Below are 22299 nucleotides of genomic sequence, written 5' to 3' on the forward strand. Positions count from 1 at the left end.
CGGAATGTCACATCATCATGCGACTCTGCACGCCCGCTCACTTCTGCCTGGCGGCGGCAGCGGCGGCTGCCGTCCTGCTTCCCGGTGCACCTTCGGCGCACGCGGAGGCCCCGGCGCCCGCCTGTGCCGCGCCCGACGATCACACCTTCCCGCTCACCACCCGCATCCACGGCGGCCCGGACTCCTACACGGCCGGTGGTGGGTTCGGGACCTTCTCCGTCGACCTGACCAACACGACCGACCGGACCTGCGCGGGGATCCACCCCGTCGTGGTGCTCGTCGACGCCGAACGGGCCCTGGAGCCGTCCCAGCCGCGCCTCGAATTCTTCGACGGGCCGCACGCCCGCACCGTGCGCTTCGAGAAGACGGACGAGGACGAACTCGTCGGGGCGTTCACCGGTGAGGAGGACGGCTTCGCCGGGTTCACCGTCGGACCGGGCGACACCGTCACCGTGAAGGTGCGGCTCACGCTCACCTCGGACGCCGTGCCCAACGAGGTCACGGCCAACGCCGCGGTCGTGCAGCGGCACGACGACGACGGCGACTGGGTCGGGCAGTCGGACGACTACCGGTTCCGGATCGACGCCGGCGAGCCGGGGACCGGCACCGACACCGATACGGATACGGGTACGGACACGGACAGGGAGCCCCGCCCCGACTCCGAGGCGTCCGTCCCGCCCCGCGAGGACCGTTTCCCGTTCGCGGAGGAACTGGCCCGCACCGGCACCGGCACCCGGGTCGCCGCGGCCTCCGCGGTCCTGCTGCTCGCCGGCGGCGCGGCACTGCTCGTCGCACGCCGCCGCCGCGGAGACCCACCGGAAGGACCGTAGCCAGGCCCGTCCCGCCAGTCGGGACGTCGTACACGGGGCGTTCCGCAAGATCCCGGCACTGTTTAGGCTGGGTCGCACGCTGGACCGCGTACGGCAGGAGATCCCGCACATGGCAGACCGCAAGCCCATCGAATCGTGGCTCACCGACATGGACGGTGTGCTCATCCACGAGGGCGTTCCGATCCCCGGCGCCGACGCCTTCCTGAAGAAGCTCCGCGAGTCCGGGAAGCCCTTCCTGGTCCTCACCAACAACTCGATCTACACCCCGCGCGACCTGCACGCCCGGCTGCGCCGCATGGGCCTGGAGGTGCCGATCGAGAGCATCTGGACCTCGGCCCTGGCCACCGCCCAGTTCCTGGACGACCAGCGGCCGGGCGGGTCGGCGTACGTCATCGGCGAGGCCGGGCTGACCACCGCGCTGCACGACATCGGCTACATCCTGACCGACCACGAGCCGGACTACGTCGTCCTCGGCGAGACCCGCACGTACTCCTTCGAGGCGATGACGAAGGCCGTGCGGCTCATCCTCGGCGGCGCCCGGTTCATCTGCACCAACCCCGACGAGACCGGGCCCTCCACCGAGGGCCCGCTGCCCGCGACCGGCGCCGTGGCCGCCCTGATCACGCAGGCGACCGGCAAGAAGCCGTACTTCGCGGGCAAGCCCAACCCGCTGATGATGCGGACCGGGCTGAACGCCATCGGGGCGCACTCCGAGACCAGCGCGATGATCGGCGACCGTATGGACACCGACGTGCTGGCCGGCATGGAGGCCGGGATGCAGACGTTCCTCGTGCTCACCGGCCTGACCCGGCCCGAACAGGTCGAGGACTTCCCGTACCGGCCCTCGCAGGTCGTGGACTCGATCGCGGACCTCGTCGACCGGGTCTGACACCCCGGGCCCGGTAGGCGGGCGGGGCTCAAACCCTCGGTCACCCGTACGGCGCAGCCGCCGCGTCCCTGAGGATGCGGCGGCCCACCGGGCGGGGGAGGCTCCAGGCGTCTGGAGGTTCACGATGGGTTCCCTGAGAGTCACTGTCTGTACGAGCGTCCTGGCCGTCGTCGCCCTCGCACCGGCGGCGTACGCGGCGGACACGGGGAGCGTGTCGGTGACCCCGGCGCGCCCCGCCCCCGGCAGTGACGTCACGCTCCGCGTGACCGGCTGCGCCCAGCGGACGGCGGTGGCCGCCTCCGCGGCGTTCGTCGCGGACGCGCGGCTCACTCTCGCCGGCGCCGGCGAGCTCGTCGGCGACAGCCGCGTCCGCTCCACCCTCAAGGCGGGTTCGTACGCCGTGCGGGTCACCTGCGGTGCCACGCGGCGGACCGGCACGTTCACCGTCCAGGACCGCCAACCGGGACATGGGGCGGGACAGTCCGGGGCCCCGCGGGCTGCCGTGCCAGGCGCCCCGCCCGCCGTGGTGCCCGGGGCCGGTGGCCGGCCACCCGCCCCCGGCAAGGGCGGGCAGCCCCCCGCCCCCGGGAAGGGCGGACAGCCCGCCGTGCCCGGCAAGGGCGGGCAGCCGTCCGCACCCGGCACCGACGAGGAGGAGGCGCTCTCCTCTCACCGGCCCGGCGCGCCCGCCTCGCCCGTCGCCCCCGTCCGGGCGGGTGGTGGCGGTGCCGCCGACTCCCTCGCCGCCGAGGGGCGCGGCGCCGGTCCCGGTACGGCACAGGGGGTGACCGGACTCGTGCTCGCCGGGGCGGCCGCCGCGGTGGTCCTCGCGCTGCGCGGGGCCCGCCGGGGCCGCGGGACGGACTGACCATGGACGAGCGCGATCACGTACAGAGACGTTTCCCGGGTACCGGCCGTCTGCTGACCGGCATGGCCTGGGTCGTGCTGCTGCTCGGACTGTGGCTGTGGGGCCGCGAGGTCACGGAGATGCGGCACGGCATCGCGGCACCCGCCACGGGTGACATGGCGGCGGCCGGACGGCCCCCGGACATCAAGCTGCCGCCGGAGCACCGCCCGCTGGGCGACGCGCTGCCGCAGCGGGTCGACATTCCCGGCCTCGGCGTCCAGGCACCCGTGGTCGCGCGCGGTCTCGACGCACGCGGGGCGCTCGATCCGCCGCCGTACGACCAGCCGGGCGTGGTCGGCTGGTACGCCGGCGGGGTCGCACCCGGGGCGCCCGGTACCGCGCTGATGGTCGGTCATGCCGACACCGAGTCCCGGCCTGCCGTCTTCTACAAGGTCAGTGCCATGCGGCCGGGCCAGACGATCCGGGTGGTCCGGGCCGACGCCAGGATCGCCGAGTTCACGGTCGAGTCCGTCCAGGTCCTCACCCGCGACCGCTTCGACGCCCACCAGGCGTACGGCCCCCGCGAGTCGGGGCGGGCGGAGCTGCGTCTGATCACCTGCGGCGGCAGCTTCGACCGTACGACCCGCAGCTACACGGCGAACGTGGTCGTCTCGGCGTACCTGACGGGAACCGGCCCGTAGCGACCCGGTGAGCCGCGCGGCAGGACACGGCGGCCACGGTGGGTGAATCTCCGGCCGGAGGCCGGGCATGTGCTGTGGAGGCTTCAGGACCGAAGGGCCGCCCCGGCCCGGCGGCCGGATCACATCACGTCCCTCCGCGGTGGCGCTGCGTCATCGCGCCGACGGGTTCGCCTCGTGGGCGTCGCGGGACGTATGTCAGGATTGAGACTTGGAACGGTGCACCCAAGGGGGAGTTGGATGTACGGCAGCAGGGGGGCCGGGGCGTTCGCCGGGAGGCGGATGTCCGCAGTGGTGCTGGGGGCGGCACTGCTGGTGACGGGGTGTTCCTCCTCCGACGGAGGAGACGGATCGGACGAGCGCGGCGACGCGGGCGCCGGGATCACCCAACAGCCCAAGGAAAAGGCCCCCTTCTGGGTCAATCCTGACGGGACGGCGGCCCGGGAGGTCGCGGCCCTGGAGAAGTCCGGCAAGAAGCAGGACGCCGAGCAGATCCGCAAGATCGCCGAGCAGCCGGTCGCCGAGTGGGTCGTCCCGGACGACCCGCAGGAGCAGGTCCGGGGCTTCACCGAGGCCGCAGGCAAGGCCGGCCGCACGGCCCTGCTCGTCCTCTACAACATCCCGCACCGCGACTGCGGCCAGTACTCGCAGGGCGGCGCCGCCGACGGCAACGCCTACCGGGACTGGATCGACGGCGTCGCCGAGGGCATCGGCGACCGGCCCGCCACGGTCGTCCTGGAGCCGGACGCCCTGCTCCACCTGGTCGACGGCTGCACCCCGGAGCAGTTCCACGAGGAGCGCTACGACCTCCTCAAGGGCGCCGTCGCCAAGCTGACGTCGCTGAAGCACACGAAGGTCTACCTGGACGCGGGCAACGCCGGCTGGCAGAAACCCGACCAGATCTTCGAATCCCTGAACCGCGCGGGCATCGCCCAGGCCGACGGCTTCGCGGTCAACGTCTCCAACTTCTACTCCACCGAGGACTCCATCGCCTACGGCAAGCAGCTCTCCGCCAAGGTCGGCGGCAAGCACTTCGTCATCGACACCAGCCGCAACGGCAAGGGCCCTTACAGCGACGGCAAGCCCGACGAGCGCTGGTGCAACCCGCCGGGCCGCTCCCTGGGCGAGACCCCGACGACGAAGACGGCGGACCCGCTGGTCGACGCCTACCTGTGGGTGAAGCGGCCGGGCGAGTCCGACGGCGAGTGCAAGGGCGGCCCGAAGGCCGGCCAGTGGTGGGCCGACTACGCGCTGAAGCTGGCGAGGGCCACCGCCTGACCCGGCCCGGCCCGGGCGGCTGACGCACCGGCCCAAGGACAAGGGGCGCCCTCCTCGCGGAGGGCGCCCCTTCGTCGTGCCGTCGGCGGTCAGGGCACCTTGACCCACTGCGCCTTGCTCGGCGTGCCGTCGGCGTCCGTCACGAACAGCATGTACCAGCCCGCCTGGACCAGGTTGCGGTTCTTCGGCACGGTCACCGTCAGCTTGTCGCCGGACGCCTTGAAGTCCAGGGCGATCGACCGCTGGTCGATGTCCGTGACATGCGTGGCGGCGCTCGGCCGGATCAGCCGGACCTTCTTGACCTTCGCCGCGTCCGACGAGGTGAACGTCCCCGTGGAGCCCCGCTCGATGGTCTGCGGACCGCCCGACAGCGCGGGCCGGTCCTTGTCGCCGTACAGGTAGGGCGGCGTGTAGATCTCGATGCGCTGCTCGAACACGCCCGGCTTGGTGTTGGCCTTGTCGGCGTACAGCGAGTCGGAGCCGAAGACCATGACGCGGCCGTCGGGCAGCAGGATCGACCCGGAGTGGTAGTTGCGGCCGACCAGCGGGTCGGCGACCCGCCGCAGCTCGTTCTTCTCCGCGTCGTAGAGCCGCGCCTCGAAGATGTTGGAGTCGCCGCGGCCGCGGTAGTCCTCCGAGCCGCCGGAGATCAGCACGCTGTCGTCGGGCAGGACCGAGGCGTTCGGGTAGCGGGTGCCCTTGTCCAGGGACGGGCCGTCCACGAAGCGCGGGTTCGGCTTCTTCAGGTCGACGATCCGGGTCTTCTCGCTGGACTTCTCGGACTCGCCGACACCGCCGCCGCCGACCACCATGTACTTCTCGTCCTGCGCCGGCGGCAGCAGCACCGTGCCCGACGTCTCCATCAGGGTGGGGTCGCTCAGGCCGGGGATCTTCGAGAACTTGTTGGTGTCGACGTCCCACACGCCCGGCTCACGGCCCACGTTGTCCGGCCCGTAGCCCGCGTTGGACCCCGAGTAGAAGACCTTGCCGTTCTGCATGAGGAACAGCGCCGGGTAGGTCGGGAACTGCCGAACCTTGCCGGTGTAGGTCCACTTCTTCGTCTTCGGGTCGAAGACCTCGTTCTTGCCGGGGACCAGCTGGCCGATGTCGTCGAGGCCGGAGACGCTGAGGATCTTCCCGTCGCTCAGGGTGGTGAGCGTCGGGTACCAGCGGGCCTCCTTCATCGGGTCGACCTTGATGTACTTCTCGGCGACCGGGTCGAACTCGAAGGCGTCCCGGATGCCCTGGAAGTCCTTCTTGTCGAGGGCGAGCTTCTGGGCGATGCCGTAGGTGTTCTTGGCGTCGGCGCCCTTCAGGCCGTGCACGCGGTAGTTGTCCTGCGTGCCCGTCTCGAACTTCTTGCCCCGCTTCTGCGCCTCGACGTAGATCCGGCCGAGACCGGGGTCGTTGCGCAGGAACCTGCCGGTCGCCTTGTCGAAGACCTTCTTGGCGCGCGGCACGAGGACCGGGTCCTTGGAGACGAAGGTCTTGCCGTTCTTCTTGCCGGTGAACGTGGTGCCCGCGGGCAGGGTGATCGGCGCGTCCGGGTTCTCGTTGTGGACGATCATCAGGCCGCCGGCCTTGGTGACGTCACCCTGGAGCTTCTCGTAGCGCTTGGTGCCGCCCGCGATCAGCAGATTGCCGTTGGCGAGCTGGGTGTGGCCGGTGCAGAACAGGTCGGCCGGCGTGGGCACCTTCTTGATGGTGCCCCTGACCGGATCCCAGATCCGGGTGTCGAACTTCTTCGCGTCGAAGTTGTCCTGGTTGTTGCCGGACCCCGCGACGAGCAGCACCTTACCGGTGCGCAGCAGCGCCGCGTGGATCGTGTTCTGCCGGTACTCCTCGGGGAAGTCGACTATCTCCCACTTGCCGTTGGCGGCCTTGTACTCCGGCTTGTTGATTGTGTACTGGTGGTATTTCTCGGTGCTGAAGCGGTAGAGCCACGGCCCGTTCATCCCGGCCAGCGCGAGTACCACCGCCGTGCCGATCGCGAGTCGACGGGCCCGGCGGCGGCCTGCACGGTCGTTCATTCCTTACGTCCCCCAAGTCCACCAAGGGCGATCTGCATGGTCTGGTCGGATCCCCCGACCTCCCCGTGTGCGCCCGGGGTGGCGGCCCACGAGGGCTTGCGCTGCGGGGTGTGGCCCGACGGCTGCTGCGGGATGGGCAGCGGCTGCGTCCGCGGCGGTCCCGCAGGGTCCTGCGGCTCTCCGGAGGCGGGGGCGGCGGGCTTCTTGGCGTCCTGCCGCAGCTGCCAGCGCCAGGCGAACACCGGCGAGGCGGTGATCAGCAGCGCGAACGTCGCCCAGATGATCATCGCGGGGTGGGAGTGACCGAAGACGAAGCCGGCCGTGATCGACCCACCGAAGATCGCGACGAAGTACCAGTGGTAGCGGAACGTGCCGAACCAGCGGTCCGGGCTCGCCGAGTCGCCCTTGGGCGTCACCACGAACTTGCTCTTGCGCCGCAGCACGGCGTCGATCAGCGCCTTGGCGTACAGCGGCGCCGACAGCGCGGACATCACCATGCCGGCCACCCCGCCGGAGCCCTCCGGCTCGTGCGGCGAGACGTTGTGCCGGCGGTTCCAGACGTACAGCCCGATCTGCAGGGCGGAGGCGTTGCCGTAGAGCATCAGCCACACGGCCGGGTCGATGTTCACACCCGAGGCGCCCAGGCCCAGGAACAGGCAGCAGCTCAGCGCCGCCAGGATCCAGTTGAGGGCCGACATCGGGTAGAAGATGATCATCATCGTGTAATTGAAGAGCTTGCTCGGCGGCAGCGAGTACCAGCCCTTCCAGTACTGCCCCAGGATCGTCTCGTACGTCCCGCGCGACCAGCGCATCTGCTGGGTGAAGAAGTCCGTCCAGGCGCTCGGGCCCTCACCGACCGCGAGCACGTCCGGCGTGTACACCGAGCGCCACTTCTTCCCCGTCGCCGGGTTCTTGTGGCGGTGCATCTCGAAGCCGGTCGCCATGTCCTCGGTGATCGAGTCGTACAGACCGCCGATCTGCTTCAGCGCCTTGATGCGCACGGCGTTGGACGTGCCGACGAACATCGGCGAGCCGTAGCGGTTGCCGGCGCGCTGGATCAGCGCGTGGAAGAGGAACTGCTGCGACTCGGCGGCCTTGGTGATGGGGTTGTCGTAGTTGCCGTAGACCTGCGGGCCGATGACGAAGCCGACGTCCGGGTCGCGGAAGAAGCCGAGCATCCGCTCCAGGTAGTTGGGCAGCGGCACGTGGTCGGTGTCGACCGAGGCGAAGAAGTCGTAGTCGTCGCCGTGCGCCTCGAGCCAGGCGTTGTAGTTGCCGTGCTTGGTCTTGGCGCGGTGCGGGCCCTTGGCCTGGTTCCACTTGGCGACGCCCTTGCGGGAGAAGTGGTGCACGCCGAGCCGCTCGCAGACCGCCTTCACATCGGGGTCGTCGCCCTCGTCGAGCAGCCATACGTGCATCAGGCCCCGGTGGCGGATCCGGACGGCCGCCTCCAGGGTCTTCGTCACCATCTCCAGCGGCTCCTTGCCGGGCACGAAGGAGGTGAGGAAGGCCACTCTCGTGCCGGTCTCGGGCACCACCGGGACAGGGTCGCGGGCCACCAGCGTGGCGTGCGCGTTCGACAGCACGTTCATGCAGCGGAAGAACTCGATCAGGCCGATCGAGACGAGCATGACCATGTCCAGCGCGGGCAGCCAGTCGAAGGCCGGGTAGTCGCGCTCGGTCCAGTGCTCGGGCTGGAGCAGCCAGAACAGCAGGACCAGGGACAGCACCGGGGCCGCGGCCAGCATCAGGGCGACGCGGATGCGGTGCGGCTCCTGCGAGATGAGCGAGCGGTACTGCACCTTGTACGGCTTGTTCGGATCCGGCTGGGTGAGGGGACCGGCGAGCCGGCTGTAGTGCTCGTAGTCGTATCTCGGCAGCGTCTTCTTGATCCGCCGGAACGTCCCCGTCGTGCTCATCCGGTGAGCCGGCACCCTCAGCTGGGTGGTCTGGGACGGGTCGTTCTCCTGCCGGGCACCCGTGGGCCTCGACGTCATGAATCATCCCCCCACACGCGGACAGCCGCGTGTTTCGTAGCTTCCTACCGCCTGCTGCTGGTCCCCCTCGACCTTCACAGACGTATCAGTGGTGGATCGCAGTCACCACGTCATCCACACCCTATAGACACGGTAATGCGACCTTCCGGTTGCATGATGCCCCCCACGGCATCGGTTCATGAACGGGGCCCCTATCCCCGCCCGGCGCGCAACCGGCTCCGAATCCCCCCAACTGCCGTGTAATCGCGGCATCCTGTAAAACCGGAAAGCCAAGATTCTACGGCGCTCATCATGATCGCAAGACGCGAAACACGTTGGTTACGGTCATAGGCGTTCATTGTGACGCGTGTGGGGGCCGTGTGGAGACGTTGCCGGTAGACGGGCGCGAAGAGTGCCGAAGTGCTCTCTCATGGTCTCCTCCGCCCGCATCGGATCGCGGTCGGTCCCGGCGGGGGCGGCTCCCCGCGCTGCCTGCTCTTCCTTACGGCCGACGAGGGCGTTCAGTTCAACGAGGTCCCGCCCGCGGGAGCCGCAGCGATGACCCGCAGGCCGGCCGGCGGTCGATGAAGAGCTCGAAGAGGGTGTGGGCGGCGGAAGCACCCGCCGCGCGAGCCGCGTGGAAACAACAGTGGCGGTTTGTGTTCGCGTCTCCGCGAACACAAACCGCCACCGGCAACGTGCGCCGCCAGGGACTCGAACCCCGGACCCGCTGATTAAGAGTCAGCTGCTCTAACCAACTGAGCTAGCGGCGCCTGCTGACGTCGTAACCCTACAGGACGCCCGGAGGTGCTCCTGACCACCTCCCGGGCGCACGGGACCCCGGCAAGGCGGCCGTGTACATCATTCGGACCGTCAGCATGCGCGTGCGGAAGACAGTTGCGAAACTGGCCACGCGCGCCCCTCCGGTGCCCGGGCGCCGTATTTTCCGCCGGAAGTGTGAGGGGAATCGCATGGAGTCGCCGGTATTCGAGGAAATCGACCCCGCGAGCGACTGCGACTGCCCGGGATGCGTCCACTGGCGCCGCGCCCTCCCGCATTCCTGGTCCGGCCGCGCCGGCGCCCACCCGGCGGCGCACCGGGCCCTCGCCCTGGCCGCCGCGGCCTCCGCCGCCCTCGGCGCGGGCCACGCCGTACCGGCCGCAGCGGCCCCCCATGCCCCGCACCGCCCGGGTGTTCCCGCAGGTGACGAGCCTGACACCCCGCAGGGTGCCATGTCTCCGCTGCACGGTCCCGCGGGCAGCCAGACGGAGTCCTCCGTCGCCCCCGAGGCCAGCGCCATCACGCGCACGGAGATCATCAACAGGGCCAAAACCTGGGTCGCGGCGAAGGTGCCGTACAGCATGAGCGCCTACTGGTCCGACGGTTATCGGCAGGACTGCTCCGGCTATGTGTCGATGGCCTGGCGGCTGCCCCGGAACGAATGGACGGGCAGTCTCGCGGCGTACGGGGAGAAGATTTCCAAGAAGGAACTCCAGCCGGGCGACATTCTGCTGTTCCACAATGCGTCCGACCCCGAGAAGGGTTCGCACGTCACCATTTTCGGCGGCTGGACGGACAGCTCACACACCCACTACACCGCCTACGAGCAGACGCCCCCGCACACCCGCCGGCAGTCCACCCCCTACGCCTACTGGGACAACTCCAGCCGGTACGTGCCCTACCGCTACAAGGGCGTCACCGCGCAGGAGCCGGCCCCCGGCAAGGACGGCGGCCAGGCGGGTGCCCCGGCCTCCACGCCGTACCCGGGAGCGGTGTACTTCGGCCCCGGGGCGAACAACGAGTACGTCACGCAGCTCGGCCGCATGCTCGTCGATCGCGGTGCCGGCAGCGTGTACGTCTCGGGCCCGGGGCCGCGCTGGACCGGCGCCGACCGGCGGGCGACCCGGGCGTTCCAGCTCGCCCAGGGCTGGACCGGCGTGGAGGCCGACGGGCTGCCCGATGCGCGCACCTGGGAGCTGCTGGTCACCGGCCAGGGCGAGGACGTGAAGGACGACGTGACCGGTCCGCCGCCCGCCTCCCACGGCGTCCCCGGCTACCCGGGGCGGGCGATGTTCCGCCCCGGCGCGAACAACCCCTATGTCACCCGGCTGGGCGAGCAGCTCGTGCGGAAGGGGTTCGGCAGGTTCTACCGGACCGGACCGGGACCGGCCTGGAGCGAGGCGGACCGGCGTGGCGTCGAGGCCTTCCAGCGCACCCAGGGCTGGCGGGGCGGCGCGGCGGACGGCTACCCGGGCCCGGAAACCTGGCGGCGCCTCTTCTCGTAGAACACCGAGGCACCCCCCTCTCGCGGGGCTCGAAGGCCTCCTTAGTGGAGGGCTCCAAAGCCCCTTCGGCCCCCTCCGGGCGGGCCCCGAATCCCGGTCGGCCCCGAGGGGTCCGTATCCGGACCACCGTTGTGACGCATCTGGCGCGGAGGCTGGAGGCACGCATGAGTACGACCACTTCCCACACGTCCGAGTCCGACGGGCCGGCCGACGGACCGGCCCGGTCCGCCCGGCTCATCCAGAACGAGTCCACCACCGAGATCCCCGTCCATCTGCTGTTCCGTGACGACCCCGACCCCGCGCCGGTGCCGGTGAAGCCGGCGGTCGTCGGCCGCAGGCAGGGCACGGGGGAGCAGCCGCGCCTCAGGCGCCCGGCGGCCGCCCCGAAGCGCCCGGTGCCCGAGACGGACCCCGGCCTCGTGGAGCGGCCCGCGCGGGTGCTGCCCGGCGCGGTGGGCGTACTGGCCGGTGCCTGTGGCGGGGCCGGGTGCGTGGCCACGTCCTGGTGGGCCGGGGTGCTGCCGCCGCTGGTACTGGAGGCGCTGCGGCTGCCCGCGTACACCGGGGCCGGGCTCGGCCCCGCCCAGTGGGCGGCGTACGCGGGCGCCGGGGCGCTCGGGCTGTTCGGGTTCGGCGGGCTGGCCCGGGGCCGCACCGGGCGGGCCTGGGTGCTGGGCCTGTTCGGCCGCTACCGGGGAACGGTCCGGCGCTCCGGCCTGCTGTGGGTCAACCCGCTGCTGCTGCGCCGCCGGGTGGACGTACGCCTGCGGCACTGGCGCAGTGAGCCCCTGCCCGCGGCCGACGGGAGCGGCGTCGCGCTGCGGGTGGTCGTCCTGGTGGTGTGGCGGGTGCGGGACACCGCCCGGGCCGTGCTGGGCGTGGAGGACCATGAGACGTATCTGCGGGAGTGCGTCGAGGCGGCGCTGGCCCGGGTGCCGGTGGAGATGCCGGGCGGGCCGCGGGGCGCCGGGGACGCCGCGGCCGAGGCGCTGACCGGCCTGGTGGCGGCGGACGCCGCCCCGGTCGGCCTGGAGGTGTTCTCCGTGCAGCCGGTCCGCGTGGAGTACGCCCCCGAGATCGCCGCCGCGATGCACCGCCGCCGGATCGCGCAGCTGGACGCCCGGCACCGGGCGAGCGTGCTCTCCTCGGTCGTGGACTCGGTGGAGGACACGGTGACCCGGCTGACGACGCGGGGGCTGGTCGAACTCGACGACTACGAGCGGAAGGTGCTGGTGAAGGACCTGACGGTGGCGTTCTGCGCCGGCCGGGGAGAAACAGCCCCGTGATTGGTATGGACATGTTCAACTAACGGCCATAATCTCGAACTTGGTCTAGACCTACATGCACGCCTCATCGAACCTCCCCCACGTTCACCAGGAGCGGCAGCATGCGAACCAGGACCAAGGTGTCCGCAGCCGCGGTGGGACTGGCCACGACCGGAGCTCTCGTGCTCTCCTCCGGCGGTGCCAGCGGCCACGGCTACACCGACCTCCCCATCAGCCGGCAGAAGCTCTGCCAGAACGGCACCGTGACCAACTGCGGATCCATCCAGTGGGAACCGCAGAGCGTCGAGGGCCCGAAGGGCTTCCCGGCCTCCGGCCCCGCCGACGGGCAGATCTGCAACGCAGGACTCGGCCAGTTCGGTCAGCTCAGCGCACCGCGGACCCCGTCCGGCGGCGCCTGGCCGGCCACCAAGGTGACGGGCGGGCAGAACTACACGTTCCGCTGGCAGTTCACGGCCATGCACGCCACGACCGACTTCAAGTACTACGTCACCAAGCCGGGCTGGAACCAGAACCACAACCTGGCCCGGTCCGACCTCAACCTCACGCCGTTCTTCACGGTGCCGTACAACGGGCAGCGCCCGCCGTCCACGCTCTCCCACAGCGGCAGGCTGCCGACCGGGCTCAGCGGCCGGCACGTCATCGTGGCCGTGTGGACGATCGCCGACACGGCCAACGCGTTCTACGCCTGTTCGGACGTCACCTTCTGAACCCTTCCGAACCTCTGAGCTTCCCTTGAGTCACCGGTGCGGCCGGTGTGGGTAGGTTCCTGCCACACCGGCCGCTCGAAGGCCGCCCAGGGCCTCGGGGGAGCTCATGGAGATCTTGTTCTACATCGTGCCCACGCTCATGATCGCGGTCGCCTCCTGTGCCGTGGTCGTGGTGATCCGGCGCTCCGTGCGGGTCAGCCGCGCCTGGAACAGCGGCCTGACCGCCGAGGCCCGCTGCCTGCGGACGTACATCACGACGAGTGGGGGCGGCGACACCATGGTGCGCACCACGCTGCACCACGTGTACGAGTTCACCACGCGCGACGGCCGCGGCGTCCGCTTCGAGGAGCAGGGCGGGCCGGGGACGGTCCTCGAGGGCGACATCGTCACCGTGCACTACCCGGCGGACCGCCCGGAGCACGCCACGGCCAGGCCCCCGGCGCACGGGAAGCTCGCCGCGGGCACGGGATGCCTGCTCGCCTTCCTCGGCACGTTCATCCTCTTCGCCGTCGGCTTCATGGTGGTGACATACGCGATGTTCTCCGCCGCGGGCGACTTCCCGCAGCCGTAGCGCTCCACATCTGACGGTACGTCAACTACCGTGCCTGCCCATGGACTCCAGGGCGAGCACGGTCGCGGAACTCATCGCCGCCCGGTGGGGCGACCACCGCCCCGGCCTGCGGTACGAGGACCGGAGCCTCACGCACCACGAGGTGGCGGCGGGCGCCGCGGCCCGGGCGGCACTCCTCACGGACCTCCTGCCGCCGGCCGCCGAACCCCACCTCGGGGTACTGCTCGGCAACACCCCCGAGTTCCCGCTCTGGCTGGGCGCCGCGGCCCTGGCCGGGGCGGCCGTCGCCGGGATCAACCCCACCCGGCGCGGGGCCGAGCTCGCCCGCGACATCCTCCACACCGAGTGCCGCGTCCTGATCACCGAACGGGCCCACCTGCCGCTGCTCACAGGCCTGGACCTGCCGGGAGTCCGCCTGCTGGTGACGGACACCCCGGAGTACACCGAGCTCCTCACCCCCTACGCCGACGCCCGCCCCGACCCTCGCAGCGCCACCCCCGGCGACCGTTTCCTGCTCTGCTTCACCTCCGGCTCGACCGGCGCCCCCAAGGCCGCGCTCTGCTCTCAAGGACGGCTGACAGCAGCCGGCCGCTCCCTGGCGGACCAGTTCTCCCTCACCCGGGACGACGTCCACTACGTCTGCATGCCGATGTTCCACGGCAACGCGGTGATCGCCGACTGGGCACCCGCACTGGTGACCGGCGCGGCGGTGGCGCTGCGCCGCCGCTTCTCGGCGTCCGCGTTCCTGCCGGACGTACGCCGCTACGGGGCGACGTACTTCACGTACGTGGGCCGGGCGATCCAGTACGTCCTGGCCACCGGCCCGCGGCCGGACGACCGCGACCACTCCCTGCGGCTGGGCTTCGGCACGGAGGCGGGCGCGGTGGACGCGGCCGCCTTCCAGCGGCGCTTCGGGGTGCGGCTGGTGGAGGGCTACGGCTCGTCCGAGGGCGGGGCGGCGGTCACGTGGACCCCGGGCACACCGCCGGGCGCGGTCGGCCGGGCCGCACCCGGGCTCGTCGTCCTCGACCGGGAGACCCGCGCGGAGTGCGAGGCGGCCGTCTTCGACGGGGCGGGACGGCTGCTCAACGGGGACGAGGCGATCGGCGAGCTCGTCAACCAGGGGCCCAGCCCCTTCGAGGGCTACTGGCGCAACCCTCCGGCCGAGGCGGAACGCTGTGCGGGAGGCTGGTACTGGACGGGCGACCTCTTCTACCGCGACACCGACGGCTACCTCTACTTCGCCGGCCGCACCGACGACCGCCTCCGCGTGGACGGGGAGAACCTGGCCGCGGCGATGATCGAGAACATCCTCGCGCGGTACGAGGGGGCGGAGGCGGTCTGTGTGTACGCCGTGCCGGACCCGGTGACCGGGGACCAGGTGATGGCCACGATCGCCGGGTCGTTCGATCCGGAGAGCTTCGCGGCGTTCCTCGCCGCCCAGCCCGATCTGGGGACGAAGATGGCGCCCCGGTTCGTACGGGTCGTGGAGCGGATGCCGGTGACGGCGACGAACAAGATCCGCCGGGCGGAGCTGCGCGGGGAGGGGGTGGAGTGCGCCGGCCCCGTGTGGTGGCGGCCGCCCGGTGAGCGGGCGTACCGCAGGCTGACCGAGGGGGACCGGAGACGCGCTGAGGGGCCCCTCGCTCCCACGAGAGGCCCCTCATCCGTGCGCCGCCAGGGACTCGAACCCCGGACCCGCTGATTAAGAGTCAGCTGCTCTAACCAACTGAGCTAGCGGCGCATGACTCCCGCCTGCCATCGGAATCGTGTTCCGCGGCGGGCGACGGGGAAAATACTACCCAATGCCGGGGGGTGCTTTTGACCACCCGGCACGGGGATCAGAAGCCCCCTAGATCGCCAGCGAGAGCAGCACCGGTGCGGCGTGACGGTTGAGGGTGTCCGCGGCCTGGCGCAGGCGGTGGGCGTGCTCGACCGGGAGGGACAGAGCCAGGCAGCCGACGGAGGAGCCGGCCGTGATCGGGACGGCCGCGCAGACGGTGCCGATCGCGTACTCCTGCAGGTCCAGGACGGGGACGGTGGGCGGCTGCGCCTCCAGGCGGGAGAGCAGCAGCCGGTCGCTGGTGATGGTGCGCGAGGTGAGGCGGGCCATCCTGTGCCGGGCGAGGTGGTCGCGGCGGCCGGCGTGGTCGAGCTGGGTGAGCAGGCTCTTGCCGATGGCGGTGGCGTGGGCCGAGGAGCGGAAGTCGACCCACTCGTTGACCGCGGGCGTGGAGGGGCTGTCGGCGTAGTGGGTGACGCTGATCTCGCCGTCGATGTACCGGCTCATGTAGACCGCGGCGCCGACCGAGTCCCGCAGCCGGTCCAGGGTGCGCTGGAGCTTGTCGCGCAGTGCCTGGTCGCGGTGGTGGGCGGAGCCGAGGCGGGCCAGGGTCTCGCCCGTGACGTAGGCGCCGTCGGAGATCTGCTCGATGTAGCCCTCGCGGCGCAGCATGCGCAGGAGCGCGGTCAGCCGCTCCGGCGCGACGCGGGTGTGCAGGGCTATCTCGGCGTCGGTGACACCGCTGGTGCCGCGCGCCACCGTGTCGAGGACGCGCAGGGCTTCCTGGGCCGAGTGGTACGGGGTGGTCGGCTCGTGCTTCAGCGCCACGGTGGTCTCCCCCTGCGCTTGCTGTTGGGCCGTAATCCGGTCAGTGAACCTCTGTCAGGTTAACCGGCAAGGGGCTTGTCAGGAGCGGGGGTCGGCAAGATTCCCGGGGCCCCGGACTGGGGCAATGGCACTCTGGCATGTGCCAGAAGCATGCCCCAGTCGGGTCCCGGTCGACAGGCCGGGCGTTCGGCCTGCTCACGTGCCGTAGTCACAGCACTGCGCTGAGGAACTCCCGTGTCCGGTCCAGCTCCGGGTCACTGAAGATCTTTTCGGGTGTGCCCGACTCGATGATCCGGCCGTGGTCGAACATCAGTACCTGGTCGGAGATGTCCCGGGCGAAGTTCATCTCGTGGGTCACACACAGCATCGTGATGTCGGTGGAGCGGGCGATGTCCCTGAGGACGTCGAGGACTCCCGCGACCAGCTCGGGGTCGAGCGCGGAGGTCACCTCGTCCAGCAGCAGCACCTGCGGGCGCATCGCCAGAGCCCGGGCGATCGCCACCCGCTGCTGCTGGCCGCCGGAGAGCTGGGCCGGGTGGGCGTCGCACTTGTCGGCCAGGCCCACCAGGTCGAGCAGGCCCTTGGCCCGCTCCACGGCCTCGTCCTTCGACAGGCCGAGGACGGTGACCGGCGCCTCGGTGATGTTCCGCAGCACCGTCATGTTCGGGAACAGGTTGAACTGCTGGAACACCATCCCGATCTTCTTGCGGACCTCACGGACCTGCTTGTCGGAGGCCGGGAACAGCTGCTGCCCGTCGACCGTGATCGTGCCCTCGTCGGGCTTGAGCAGGGTCATCAGCAGCCGGAGGATCGTCGTCTTGCCGGACCCGGACGGCCCGATCAGGGTGACGTGCTTGCCGGCGTCGACCGAGAAGTCCAGGTGGTCCAGGACCGTGTTGTTCCCGAACCGCTTGGTGACCTGCTCCAGCCGGATCAGCTCGCCCGCGCTGCCGGCGGGGTCCTTCTCCGGATTGGTCTCGGGCTGGGGGAGAGTGTCAGTGGGCAAGGCGTCGCTCCAAGGCTCGCAGGGCAAGGGAGGCCAGGTAGGACATGACGATGAAGGCCACGCCGATCACCGTCAGGGGCTCGGTGAACTGGAAGTGCTCCTGCGAGTACAGGCGCGCCTGGCCGAGCATCTCCAGCACGGTGATCGCCATGACCATCGGCGTGTCCTTGAGCATGGAGATGACGTAGTTGCCGAGTGCCGGGACGACGCGGCGCACCGCCTGCGGCAGGATCACCGCGGTCCACGTCCGGCGCAGCGGCAGGTTCAGTGCCGTCGCCGCCTCCCACTGGCCGGCCGGCACGGCCTCGATGCCGGCCCGGTAGACCTGCATCGTGTACGTCGAGTAGTGCAGTCCGATCGCGAAGACACCGGTGGTCAGCGCCGAGAAGGTCAGACCCCACTCGGGCAGCACGTAGAAGAGGAAGAACAGCTGCACCAGCAGCGGGGTGTTGCGGACGAACTCCGTGACCACGCCGACCGGCCAGGTCACCCAGCGCGAGGGCACCCGCATCAGCAGCGCCCACACCAGGCCCAGCGCGAACGAGATCAGCGAACCGAGGGCCAGGATCTGCACAGTGACCAGCAGACCGTCCCAGAAATGCGGCATGAAGCCGCTGACAGCGCTCCAGTCCCACTTCATGCGACGGCACCTCCGATCCCCGTCGTCTTCGGACGGTCCAGCTCCTGGTCGGGCGTGCTCCCGACGGGCTTACCGGTGCCGGCCTTCAGCTTGCGCTCCAGGCCGCGCATACCGCGGGTCAGCGCGAAGGCGATCACGAAGTAGATCAGCAGCACGATCGTGTAGATCTCCGCGCTCTCCTGGAGCGCCAGGCGCACCAGGTTGCCGCTGAACGCCAGGTCGCCCATGCCCATGATGGACACCAGGGCGGTGCCCTTGAGCAGTTCGACCAGCAGGTTGGAGAACGGCGGGATCATCTCCGGCACGGCCTGCGGCAGCAGGATCAGCCGCAGCCGCTGCCAGGGCGTGAAGCTGAGCGCGATCCCGCCCTCCTTCTGCGCCGGGTCGACCGCGTTCAGCGCGCCGCGCACGATCTCGGAGCCGTACGCGCCGTAGGTCAGGCCCAGCGCCAGGGTGCCCGCCCACAGCGGCACGAGCTGCCAGCCGAAGGCGATGGGCAGTACGAAGTACACCCAGAAGATCATGACCAGCGCCGAGGTGCCGCGGAACACCTCCGTGTAGACGCCCGCGAGGAAGCGGACGATCCACAGCCGGTGGGTGCGCGCGACGCCGACGGCGAAGGACACCGCGGCGGCCAGCAGGGCGCTGCAGACGAGCAGCTGGACCGTGACCCAGACGCCCTTGAGTACGAGTTCCCAGAGTCCCGAGGTCATCCGCCGCAGAGCTCCTTCGCGGTCAGATCCGTCATCTCGGCCTCGGTGAAACCGAACGGCTTGAGGATGCGGAGCAGTTCGCCGCTCTTCTTGAGCTTGCGCAGCTCCACGTTGAAGGCGTCGCGCAGTTTCGTCTCGGTCGGCCGGAACGCGAAGGCGCCTCCGTCGACGTGCGGCTTGCCGTCGACGATCGGCTTGAACGGATCGGTGGCCTCCGCCTTGGCGGACTTCTTCACCACCTCGCGCACGGTGAGCGCCGTGCCGGCGAACACGTCCACGCGCCCCGCCTCGACGGCGTTCAGCCCCGCCACCTGGTCCGGGACGATGAGGATGTCGCTCTCCTCGTACCCGGCGTCCACGGCGTACTGGATCTCGGCGTAGCCGGTCCCGGTGGCGAACTTCGCCTTCTTCTCCACGACGTCCTGGTAGCTGCGCAACCCCTTCGGGTTCCCCTTGCGCACGATGAACGCGTCGAGCATCTGGTAGTCGGGGTCGGCGAAGATGACCTGCTCGCAGCGCTCGGGGTTCACGTACATCCCGGCGGCCACGACGTCGAACTGCTGGGAGTTCAGGCCCGGGATGAGGGAACCGAACTCGGTCGGCACGGGCTGCACCCGGTCGACGCCGAGCCGCTTGAAGATCACCTTGGCCAGTTCCGGCGCCTCGCCGGTCAGTTCGCCGTTCTTGTCGATGAAGCCGAAGGGGATCTCTCCGGCGATGCCGAGCCGGACGACGCCCGCCGCCCGGAGCCGGCCGAGCAGGTCACCGCCCTTGGCGTCCGACGCGGTGGCGACCCGGCTGCATCCTGCGGCGCCCAGCGCGCCGAGCGCCGCCACCCCCGCGAGCAGCGACCGGCGTGTGGGCCCGGGGACGGGCCGGGGTATGGGTTCGGGACGTCTGAAGGGGCTTCTCTGTGGTGGAGCCATGGGCGCGCGGCTACCCGACCGCCTCCGAGTTATGCCGATCTTTTCAAGCCCCGCACGCACGCCGTGCACCCTTGACCGCAGCGGCGGCGGGCACTCCTATGGAGGCATGGCTGATCGCTATATCGAAGTCTCGCTGGTCAAGCGCGACGTGACCTGCACGGCCAAGCTGCTGGACGACCGCGCGCCCCTCACCTGCGCGGCCGTCTGGGATTCGCTTCCGCTGGCCGGCGACGTCTACCACGCGAAGTACGCACGCAACGAGATCTATGCCCTTTTCCCGCCCTTCGCCGAAACCGAACCACCCCTGGAAAACCCGACCATCACCCCCATCCCCGGCGATCTGTGCTATTTCACCTTCGCCGGGGCGGAGTTGGGGACCAAGGCGTACGGCTACGACCGCGAGGTCCGCGCCGGGACCACCCTCGTCGACCTGGCCCTGTTCTACGAGCGCAACAACCTGCTGCTGAACGGCGACGTCGGCTGGGTGCCCGGCATCGTCTGGGGCCAGGTCGTCGACGGCCTGGAGACCATGGCCGAGGCATGCAACGACCTGTGGAGGTCGGGAGCGGCGGGGGAGTCGCTCAGCTTCCGGAGGGCGTAGGCCGGCCGGCCGAGGCCACCCCCGCCTCGTACAGCGCGTGGGCCGCCCGCAGCACCAGATCGTCCCGGTGCCGGGCGGCCACGAGCTGCAGACCGACCGGCAGACCGTCCGCGTCCGAGCCGACCGGCACGCTCGCCGCGGGCTGCTGCGTCATGTTGAACGGGTAGGTGAACGGGGTCCAGCCCGTCCACCGCCGATGGCCGGAACCCTTCGGCACCTCGGCGCCCGCCTCGAAGGCCGTGAGCGGCATGGTCGGTGTGACGAGCAGGTCGTAGGTGTCGTGGAAACGGCCCATCCGGCGGCCCAGGTCCATCCGGACGTCCACCGCGGCCAGATAGTCCAGCGCCGAGTACCGGGCACCCCGCGCACAGATCTCCCGCAGACCGGGGTCCAGCAGCTCCCGCTGGTGCGGGCCCAGATGCTGGGTCACCCGGGCCGCCCCGCTGAACCACAGGGTGTGGAAGGCCTCCACCGGGTCGGTGAGGTCCGGGTCGGTCTCCGTGACGTACGCGCCGAGTTCCGCCAGCCGCTCCACCGCCCGCCGCACCGCCCGCGCGACCGCCGGCTGCACCGCCACCTGCCCGCCCAGCGACGGCGAGAACGCCACCCGCAGCCCGCGCACCCCGCCCGCCAGGCCGTCCGTGTACGGGCCTGCCGGGGCGGAGAGGGCTGACCAGTCGCGCGAGTCCGGATGGCCGATGACGTCCATCAGCAGGGCCGCGTCGCCCGCGTCCCGGGTCATCGGCCCGACGTGCGCCAGCGTGCCGAACGCGCTCGCCGGGTAGAGCGGCACCCGCCCGTACGTCGGCTTCAGCGCGAAGATCCCGCAGAACGACGCCGGGATGCGCACACTGCCGCCGCCGTCCGTGCCCAGCGACAGCGGTCCCGCGCCGAGCGCCACGGCGGCCGCACTGCCGCCGCTCGAACCGCCCGCGGTGCGCGAGGGGTCGCACGGGTTGCGTGTCACACCGCTGAGCGGCGAGTCGGTCACGCCCTTCCAGCCGAACTCGGGCGTCGTGGTCTTGCCGATGAAGACCGCCCCGTGCTCCCGCAGCCGGGCCACGGAGGGGGCGTCCTCGTCCCACTTCCCCGCCGGATCCACGGCCCTCGACCCGCGCAGGGTCGGCGCCCCGCGCTGCAGCAGGATGTCCTTGACGGTGACCGGCACCCCGTCCAGCAGCCCGCGTGGCTCACCGCGCCGCCATCGCTCCTCCGACTCCCCGGCCCGCTCCAGCGCGTCCTCGGCGGTCAGCCGGACGAAGGCGTTCACCTCCGGCTGGATCGCCTCGGCCCGCTCCAGCGCCGCCCGGGTCGCCTCCACGGGACTCCACTCGCCCCTGCGGTACCCGTCGAGCAGCCGTACGGCGGTCAGATCGGTGAGCTCGGTCATGCACCCTCCAGGAACGTCAGTGACCAGGTACGTACCCACGCTGCTTGTCGACTACGTTCCTCAGTGGCTCACCCGAGGCCCACCGCTCGTACAACTCCACGAACTGCTGCCCGAGTTCGTCGCGCCAGCCGACGACGTCGCCGCTCATGTGCGGGGACACGATCAGGTCCGGGGCCCGCCACAACGGGCTGCCGGAGGGCAGGGGTTCGGTCTCGAAGACGTCCAGGGCGGCGCCCGCGATCCAGCGCTTGGCCAGGGCCTCGGCGAGCGCGTCCTCGACGACCAGCTGACCGCGGCCGATGTTGACGAACCGGGCGGAGGGCTGCATCAGGCCGAAGCGGCGGGCGTCGAACATCCCGTGCGTCTCGTCCGTGAGCGGGGCCGCGGCGATCACCCAGTCGGCGCGGGCCAGCAGCCGGTCCAGGTCCTCCGGGCCGTGCACCCCGGAGCGCGCGGCGCGGCCCACGAGCGCGGTGGTGATGTCCAGCGCCCCCAGCGTGCGCGCGATCGCTCGCCCGATCGGCCCCGACCCGACCACCACGGCCCGGGTCCCGGCGATCCGGCGCGACTCGCGGTGCCGCCAGGTCCGTTCCCGCTGGAGCTCCAGCGTGCGCGGCAGGTCCTTGGCCATCGCCAGCACGAGCGCGGCGACGTACTCCGCGATCGGCTGGTCGAAGATGCCGCGCGCGTTCGTCACCACCGTGTCCGAGGCGGCGAGTTCCGGACACATCAGATGGTCCACACCGGCGCTCGCCGTATGCACCCAGCGTGGTCGCGGACCCCCGCCCGGCCAGGCGTCCCGCACGGCGCGCGAGGTGAAGTCCCACACCAGGAGCACGTCCGCACGCGGGAGGCGTTCGGCCAGGTGCGCCGCGTCGGTGTGCTCGATACGGGCGCGGCCGGTGAGGCGGCCGAGGCGGGGGAGGGGTTCGGCGTCCAGGACGAGGAGGGTGGGGGTGGGCATGAGCAGCCGTTTCTCCTGCCGTGCGGCGGGGCCGGACGACCAGGGTGCGGC

General features: G+C 71.0%; 20 protein-coding genes and 2 tRNA genes. 11 read left to right on the top strand and 11 right to left on the bottom strand.

All coding sequences use genetic code 11. The features are described from left to right. The first annotated feature begins 17 nt into the window (after nucleotides 1–17). The 5 genes from ADK65_RS11705 (at nucleotide 18) to ADK65_RS11725 (ending at nucleotide 4542) form a co-directional block, all read left to right on the top strand. Complete coding sequence (locus ADK65_RS11705) at nucleotides 18–830, top strand: LPXTG cell wall anchor domain-containing protein (protein WP_053669916.1); 813 nt, start codon at nucleotides 18–20, stop codon at nucleotides 828–830. Nucleotides 831–939: 109 nt separating this feature from the next. Continuing rightward, complete coding sequence (locus ADK65_RS11710) at nucleotides 940–1719, top strand: HAD-IIA family hydrolase (RefSeq protein ID WP_053669917.1); 780 nt, start codon at nucleotides 940–942, stop codon at nucleotides 1717–1719. Nucleotides 1720–1843: 124 nt separating this feature from the next. Then, on the top strand, nucleotides 1844–2587 hold the full coding sequence (locus ADK65_RS11715; protein ID WP_053669918.1) for a hypothetical protein: 744 nt from the start codon (nucleotides 1844–1846) through the stop codon (nucleotides 2585–2587). A 2-nt stretch (nucleotides 2588–2589) separates the two neighbouring features. Next, nucleotides 2590–3267, top strand: coding sequence for a class F sortase (locus ADK65_RS11720; RefSeq protein ID WP_053669919.1), 678 nt, complete (start codon nucleotides 2590–2592; stop codon nucleotides 3265–3267). Nucleotides 3268–3504: 237 nt separating this feature from the next. Then, complete coding sequence (locus tag ADK65_RS11725) at nucleotides 3505–4542, top strand: glycoside hydrolase family 6 protein (RefSeq protein WP_053669920.1); 1038 nt, start codon at nucleotides 3505–3507, stop codon at nucleotides 4540–4542. Between the two features lie 89 nt (nucleotides 4543–4631). Here the strand turns inward: ADK65_RS11725 and ADK65_RS11730 are convergent, their stop codons facing one another. The 3 genes from ADK65_RS11730 to ADK65_RS11740 all read right to left on the bottom strand — a co-directional run bounded on the left by ADK65_RS11730 (nucleotide 4632) and on the right by ADK65_RS11740 (nucleotide 9321). After that, entirely contained in the window at nucleotides 4632–6572 is a 1941-nt protein-coding gene (locus ADK65_RS11730; protein ID WP_053669921.1) for a kelch motif-containing protein, read from the bottom strand. Next, nucleotides 6569–8569: a glycosyltransferase family 2 protein gene (locus tag ADK65_RS11735; RefSeq protein WP_053669922.1), complete on the bottom strand. Its 2001-nt coding sequence runs from the start codon at nucleotides 8567–8569 to the stop codon at nucleotides 6569–6571. The genes ADK65_RS11730 and ADK65_RS11735 overlap by 4 nt, the downstream gene beginning before the upstream one ends. A 678-nt stretch (nucleotides 8570–9247) precedes the next feature. Further along, a tRNA-Lys gene (locus ADK65_RS11740) sits at nucleotides 9248–9321 on the bottom strand. 198 nt (nucleotides 9322–9519) lie between these two features. Between ADK65_RS11740 and ADK65_RS11745 the strand changes: the two genes are divergently transcribed. The 5 genes from ADK65_RS11745 to ADK65_RS36615 all read left to right on the top strand — a co-directional run bounded on the left by ADK65_RS11745 (nucleotide 9520) and on the right by ADK65_RS36615 (nucleotide 15102). Then, nucleotides 9520–10833 carry a peptidoglycan-binding protein gene (locus ADK65_RS11745; RefSeq protein WP_053669923.1) on the top strand — a complete coding sequence of 438 codons (1314 nt, stop codon included), beginning with the start codon at nucleotides 9520–9522 and terminating at the stop codon, nucleotides 10831–10833. 164 nt (nucleotides 10834–10997) lie between these two features. Further along, nucleotides 10998–12119 carry an SPFH domain-containing protein gene (locus tag ADK65_RS11750; protein ID WP_053669924.1) on the top strand — a complete coding sequence of 374 codons (1122 nt, stop codon included), beginning with the start codon at nucleotides 10998–11000 and terminating at the stop codon, nucleotides 12117–12119. A 101-nt stretch (nucleotides 12120–12220) separates the two neighbouring features. Continuing rightward, on the top strand, nucleotides 12221–12826 hold the full coding sequence (locus ADK65_RS11755) for a lytic polysaccharide monooxygenase auxiliary activity family 9 protein (RefSeq protein ID WP_053669925.1): 606 nt from the start codon (nucleotides 12221–12223) through the stop codon (nucleotides 12824–12826). Nucleotides 12827–12932: 106 nt separating this feature from the next. Beyond that, entirely contained in the window at nucleotides 12933–13397 is a 465-nt protein-coding gene (locus ADK65_RS11760; RefSeq protein ID WP_053669926.1) for a DUF3592 domain-containing protein, read from the top strand. 40 nt (nucleotides 13398–13437) lie between these two features. After that, entirely contained in the window at nucleotides 13438–15102 is a 1665-nt protein-coding gene (locus ADK65_RS36615) for a long-chain-fatty-acid--CoA ligase (protein ID WP_078955920.1), read from the top strand. On the opposite strand, the gene ADK65_RS11775 is transcribed toward ADK65_RS36615, so the two are convergent. The 6 genes from ADK65_RS11775 to ehuB form a co-directional block, all read right to left on the bottom strand. After that, nucleotides 15068–15141: transfer RNA gene (locus tag ADK65_RS11775), tRNA-Lys, on the bottom strand. The two genes, ADK65_RS36615 and ADK65_RS11775, sit on opposite strands and share 35 nt — an antisense overlap. A 108-nt stretch (nucleotides 15142–15249) precedes the next feature. Next, nucleotides 15250–16008, bottom strand: a complete 759-nt coding sequence (locus ADK65_RS11780) for an IclR family transcriptional regulator (RefSeq protein ID WP_053669929.1) — start codon at nucleotides 16006–16008, stop codon at nucleotides 15250–15252. A 208-nt stretch (nucleotides 16009–16216) separates the two neighbouring features. After that, nucleotides 16217–17014, bottom strand: a complete 798-nt coding sequence (ehuA, locus tag ADK65_RS11785; protein WP_053669930.1) for an ectoine/hydroxyectoine ABC transporter ATP-binding protein EhuA — start codon at nucleotides 17012–17014, stop codon at nucleotides 16217–16219. Continuing rightward, nucleotides 17004–17654 carry an ectoine/hydroxyectoine ABC transporter permease subunit EhuD gene (ehuD, locus tag ADK65_RS11790; protein WP_053669931.1) on the bottom strand — a complete coding sequence of 217 codons (651 nt, stop codon included), beginning with the start codon at nucleotides 17652–17654 and terminating at the stop codon, nucleotides 17004–17006. Before ehuD ends, ehuA begins: the two co-directional genes overlap by 11 nt. Beyond that, the gene (gene ehuC, locus ADK65_RS11795; protein WP_053669932.1) at nucleotides 17651–18367 is read right to left on the bottom strand and encodes an ectoine/hydroxyectoine ABC transporter permease subunit EhuC; all 717 of its coding nucleotides are present in this window, start codon (nucleotides 18365–18367) and stop codon (nucleotides 17651–17653) included. The genes ehuD and ehuC overlap by 4 nt, the downstream gene beginning before the upstream one ends. Continuing rightward, nucleotides 18364–19293, bottom strand: coding sequence for an ectoine/hydroxyectoine ABC transporter substrate-binding protein EhuB (gene ehuB / locus ADK65_RS11800; RefSeq protein ID WP_053669933.1), 930 nt, complete (start codon nucleotides 19291–19293; stop codon nucleotides 18364–18366). The genes ehuC and ehuB overlap by 4 nt, the downstream gene beginning before the upstream one ends. 106 nt (nucleotides 19294–19399) lie before the next feature. Here ehuB and ADK65_RS11805 point away from each other — a divergent pair, with 106 nt between their 5' ends. Beyond that, on the top strand, nucleotides 19400–19894 hold the full coding sequence (locus ADK65_RS11805; RefSeq protein WP_053669934.1) for a DUF3830 family protein: 495 nt from the start codon (nucleotides 19400–19402) through the stop codon (nucleotides 19892–19894). Here the strand turns inward: ADK65_RS11805 and ADK65_RS11810 are convergent. Both ADK65_RS11810 and ADK65_RS11815 read right to left on the bottom strand, forming a co-directional pair. Further along, entirely contained in the window at nucleotides 19875–21284 is a 1410-nt protein-coding gene (locus ADK65_RS11810) for an amidase (RefSeq protein WP_053669935.1), read from the bottom strand. The two genes, ADK65_RS11805 and ADK65_RS11810, sit on opposite strands and share 20 nt — an antisense overlap. 16 nt (nucleotides 21285–21300) lie before the next feature. Further along, nucleotides 21301–22248 (bottom strand): D-2-hydroxyacid dehydrogenase, encoded by a 948-nt coding sequence (locus ADK65_RS11815; protein WP_053669936.1) that lies wholly within the window; start codon nucleotides 22246–22248, stop codon nucleotides 21301–21303. Between the last annotated feature and the right edge of the window lie 51 nt (nucleotides 22249–22299).

This window comes from Streptomyces sp. NRRL B-1140 (assembly GCF_001280065.1).
Taxonomy (GTDB): domain Bacteria; phylum Actinomycetota; class Actinomycetes; order Streptomycetales; family Streptomycetaceae; genus Streptomyces.